The following is a 4,026-nucleotide window of genomic DNA, read 5'->3' as shown; positions in this document are numbered from 1 at the left end:
CAGCCGGCGTGATGGCAGCGGGAGCCGTCGCAGTAGGAGCGAAAGCAGCCTCGGATGTCCAGCGAGGGGAAGTGAGCGACTTTAGCGATTATTCCCCCGCCGATGCGTTCCGGGAATTGATGAGCGGCGCGGCATCCGGTGCGCTTTTCGGACCCATTAAGAAAGCATGGGAAGCGTACAAGGAATTTGATCCGATGAGCGCTGGCATCCTGGCAGGAATCGGCACGGTTGTAGAGGAAACCGTTCTGGGATTGGCAGACTTGTTATATAAGGAATTGGATTTTGCCGTAAAGAATCCTCTGGAGGCCTTGGAGTTTGTCGCGAACCCCATCGTTTATGTAGGCAAATACTATTCCAACAAGGAGCATCGAGATGAGCTGCTGAGAACACTGGCGGGAGTCTGGGAAGGCGTAAAGCGGGATTTCAAGGAAGACGTCATCAATGGAGATACCTATAGTCGAAGCAAATATGGAACGGAATTGGTACTTACCATAGCTTCCTTTTTCGTCGGTGGCGAGGCAGGAGCAGCATCCAGGGCGATGCAAGCTGAAAAGTTGGCGCTGAGTGGCACGAAGTCGGTGCAGGTGACAGAGATTGCAAGCATAAGCGCAAAATCCGATCAGTTTGCACAATTGCTGAGTAAAGAGGGCACAACCCTAGGTAAAAGTTACGCAAAGCTTACCCAGGATATGAATAAGATTTTGGATGCAGAATTTATTAACCCGTTTGCGCCGCAGAAGGCAGGAGTGCTTGGAGGTATACCTGAAACAACAACGTTAAGGGAACTCTTCCAGGAAGCAACGGGGAAAATATCGAATTATATGAAGAGCGAGGGAGATTCAGTCGGCCCTGGAAAGGGTGGAGGTGGTTCAGGCTCTAGGGGGACGGGTGATGTTGGTTCGAGTACTAATGGGGCTAGACTAGCTAAACCTAATAATTCTCCAGATCCGAATGCTGTTCCAAAGGGAAATCCAGCAAAAATTCGACCTCAGGACGATTTAGAAACTGTAAGAGGACGTACACGAGAAAATGAAGCAGCAAAAACCTTAGCGGAAAATGGATATGACATTGAGCAAAGCCCTAAGATACCTGGACAGACTAAAAACCCAGATTATTTAATTGAGGGGAATGTGTTTGACTGTTTTTCACCGAAAGGGAAAAAGTCGCCGAGAAATATATGGTCAAAAATAGTGGAAGAAAAATTAGCTGAAGGACAAGCAAATCGATTTGTATTAAATTTAGATGATTGGGTTGGAGATGTTGAAGCATTAAAAAAACAATTTTTAGACTGGCCTGCTGAGGGACTTGAAGAAATAATAGCAATAAAAGATGGAAACATAATTCACATATATCCATGATATGAGGGGGACTATATATTGGCAATTGAATGTTCTTTAAAGTTAGAAGAAGCGTTTTTAACTAAAGAGATAATTTTGAACCAACTAGAGGAAATGGGCGTCACTTGTACAAAAGTAACTAATTTGTCAAAAGGATTTCGAGTAGATGAGATATTAAATATACTTGGTTTTTCACTTTCGTTGATTGATACATCAAGTAACCCATTTGGGTATGAGTCAGAGTTTCTTTCTGATGATTTTTACTATAAACAAAATCTAAACCTTCGATTAGGGAATGATTACGATAGTGTTAAGGCAATTACAAACATTCTTGTATTGGTATTTAGTATTATTGACTTAACAAAAGTTAATGTATTGTTTTTGTTTAATGATAATGAATGTTTATATAGAATTAATGGTATTTTAAGTATTAACAATGAAGACGGGTTTTGGGATAGGCAGGATTATAAATTATTGATTACAAACAGGGATTACAAACTAGTGTCAATACACTAGTAATTGACCTCAGTCAAGAAATAGACACAGAATTAATTACGGGGCTGTAAAAATTTATATTTATGTAAGTACATTTACAACGACCGTACCAGTGCCGAATGAACCTATCATTTAACCATGAAGACATCTAACCCATGCAATACCCGTATAAAGATTTCTCTATTTTGTTTGTACGCACATCAACGCTTGAATTTGTAACCTAAATAACGCTATTGCGATACAAGGCGCAGGTTGATTATGGTCAGGTACACCATGATTGACCTGCTTTTTATTAGCTTCGTTTTCTTGCAGTTTTTTGAAATCATTCGCAACTATTGTCAGGGATGCACCGATATTTACTTTGCCAGAAGTCAACTGAGTATTTTCAAAACTAGCAAACGATAGTGTCGCGGCTTGACCCGGAACCTCTGGCGGGCCTGATGCTCCCCGCGATGGGCGAAGTGGCCCAAGGGCCTTTTTCGCTCCCGACATCAGCCTACCAGGCCTGCACCTCCGCCTCAAGCCCCTGGATACGCTCAGGATAAAGCAGCGATTCATCTGTAGGGAAGATGCTTTTGCCCTTGGTGACCTTTCACGAGGGTTTCCGAGAAATTGCCAGTCAAACGGAAAAAGCCATTGCATCGGGCGTCATGAAGATCGAGAGCGAAGCAGCGCAAGCTGCGGCAAAGGCTGCGACCCGCAGTGCGTGGAAGGACCCCGGTAATGGTGAACCTCGTTCGGGTAAGGCGACTGAGGGGACGGGTAAAATCGATGATTTTGCTAAAGAGCCGTTTTTACCAGATGAGTACTATCAAAAAATTGATAATTATCTTGCTAAAGCTACAGCGGCTAGAGATGCTGAGGTAGCAAGAATACAAGCATTAAGTAAAACCCAGCAAAGTAAGTTTACAACAGTAGTTGCAGGTGTGGATTTAAGAACAGGAGAAGTAATAGTAGGTTCTAAAAATAGTATAATATATAAAGGGCATGCTATCTGTGCAGAGGATTTAGTAATTAGTAAGTTTATTCCGCCTAGTAATGCGAATATTATAATGACTTCTGCAATTAGACCAAGGACAGGAGAAGTTTTGCAGTATGTACTAGATGCCAGACAAAGTTTCCAGTAAATCAGTTTATAAAAGGGACGGTGTTTGATTAATGCAAGAAGAAGTGAATTATGGTTCAAAGGTGTCTATGCAATTTTCTAATGAAGAACTTTGGAAACATCTTATAACTAAATTTGAAAATAATCCAGCTGTAGCTATAAGAACATTGTCTGATGATGATAGAGAGATTGAAATAACCTCAAGTACATCAATTCAATTTATATGTTTTGATGGAGAGAAACAAGATTTGTTTATTAGTTTCAATGGAAATCAAACATCAATTTTTGTTAACGATGAAGAGATAATGTTTATTGATGAAAATACAAAAGGTACATATACAACAAGTGATACTTTTGGAAATGTTGTATATGAGGGGAATTTACGTAATCTCTCACATGTTGAGATACTATCTTTATTTGCTGATGTTATTTCATGCTTTATTGGTGCAGAAGAAGTTGAAATAATTGAGAAAGAAGCTCCTTACGATGAAGAGAATAAGCAATACAAGTATTATAAACCGCATATTTATAAAATAAATGTAAAAAATAAAAATTTGGACCAAAAGATTAAATCTTTTGAAAATATCACTATAAGTTGTTAATTGAGCATTCTACATGGGTCTGTCAAGGTTTTTGTGTGAACCTATTTACAAGCCCAACAACAAGATTGTACAAAATGACCAATAATGCTACAAAGGAGTTAACCGTCGTATAGAGGTTTTTTGGCGCTTGGCCCTGTCTCGGTTGTTGATGAATATACCCCACCCATTACCGAATGAGTAGGGCGGCTGAGTCTATGAGACCGCACCTCGTATGCGCCATTTGACGACGAGCCGAAGCAAGGAACGCCTCCGCCTCCGCCCCCGCCGCCGGAGAAAAAGAAGTTTAGCTGGGGGAAGCTGGCGGGCAACGTGTTGGGCGCACTGGCGGTTGTGGCCGTAGTAGCGGTAGTTGCGGCAGTTACCGTAGCGACGTTAGGAGCTGGCGCGGTGGTAATCGGAGCCGTGGCAGCCGGCGTGATGGCAGCGGGAGCCGTCGCAGTAGGAGCGAAAGCAGCCTCGGATGTCCAGCGAGGGGAAGTGAGCGACT

At 42.1% G+C, this 4,026-nt stretch carries 5 protein-coding genes; 4 read left to right on the top strand and 1 reads right to left on the bottom strand.

The features are described 5' to 3' along the window. A partial coding sequence (locus tag AC3G2T_RS38565; protein ID WP_488438797.1) for a CdiA C-terminal domain-containing protein occupies positions 1 to 1,358 on the top strand: 1,358 nt, incomplete at its 5' end. A gap of 18 nt (positions 1,359 to 1,376) precedes the next feature. After that, the gene (locus AC3G2T_RS38560) at positions 1,377 to 1,853 is read left to right on the top strand and encodes a SitI3 family protein (RefSeq protein ID WP_474687335.1); all 477 of its coding nucleotides are present in this window, start codon (positions 1,377 to 1,379) and stop codon (positions 1,851 to 1,853) included. 159 nt (positions 1,854 to 2,012) lie between these two features. On the opposite strand, the gene AC3G2T_RS38555 is transcribed toward AC3G2T_RS38560, so the two are convergent. Beyond that, positions 2,013 to 2,324 carry a hypothetical protein gene (locus tag AC3G2T_RS38555; protein ID WP_474687337.1) on the bottom strand — a complete coding sequence of 104 codons (312 nt, stop codon included), beginning with the start codon at positions 2,322 to 2,324 and terminating at the stop codon, positions 2,013 to 2,015. Between the two features lie 83 nt (positions 2,325 to 2,407). On the opposite strand from AC3G2T_RS38555, the gene AC3G2T_RS38550 reads away from it, so the two are divergent. Beyond that, positions 2,408 to 2,959, top strand: a complete 552-nt coding sequence (locus tag AC3G2T_RS38550) for a hypothetical protein (RefSeq protein WP_488438796.1) — start codon at positions 2,408 to 2,410, stop codon at positions 2,957 to 2,959. A gap of 31 nt (positions 2,960 to 2,990) precedes the next feature. Beyond that, complete coding sequence (locus AC3G2T_RS38545) at positions 2,991 to 3,539, top strand: hypothetical protein (RefSeq protein ID WP_474687341.1); 549 nt, start codon at positions 2,991 to 2,993, stop codon at positions 3,537 to 3,539. Positions 3,540 to 4,026 lie beyond the last annotated feature (487 nt).

The sequence above is a fragment of the Paenibacillus sp. sgz302191 genome, from assembly GCF_057749925.1.
This window is presented reverse-complemented; position numbering and strand designations above follow the sequence as displayed.